This window comes from Pseudomonas pichavaramensis (assembly GCF_050473265.1).
In the GTDB taxonomy this organism is placed as follows: Bacteria; Pseudomonadota; Gammaproteobacteria; order Pseudomonadales; family Pseudomonadaceae; genus Aquipseudomonas.
On the sequence record NZ_JBJKFJ010000037.1, the window covers coordinates 1 to 434 of the forward strand.

General features: G+C 57.8%; 1 protein-coding gene. It reads right to left on the reverse strand.

Annotated features, from left to right (window positions below):
• Nucleotides 1–3: 3 nt before the first annotated feature.
• A partial coding sequence (locus tag ACJRW5_RS24915; RefSeq protein WP_414208141.1) for an EF-Tu C-terminal domain-related protein occupies nt 4–434 on the reverse strand: 431 nt, incomplete at its 5' end.

Consider the following 434-nt stretch of genomic DNA (forward strand, 5'->3'; position numbering starts at 1 on the left):
CGATTACTCGACGATCTTGGCAACCACGCCAGCACCAACGGTACGACCGCCTTCGCGAATCGCGAAGCGCAGACCATCTTCCATGGCGATCGGCTTGATCAGGGTAACAACCATTTTGATGTTGTCGCCCGGCATTACCATCTCAACGCCTTCCGGCAGTTCGCACGAACCGGTTACGTCAGTGGTACGGAAGTAGAACTGCGGACGGTAGCCCTTGAAGAACGGGGTGTGACGACCACCTTCTTCTTTGGACAGAACGTACACTTCAGCTTCGAACTTGGTGTGCGGCTTGATGGTGCCCGGCTTGGCCAGAACCTGACCACGCTCGACTTCATCACGCTTGGTGCCGCGCAGCAGCACGCCGCAGTTCTCACCAGCACGACCTTCGTCCAGCAGCTTGCGGAACATCTCAACGCCGGTGCAGGTGGTTTTGG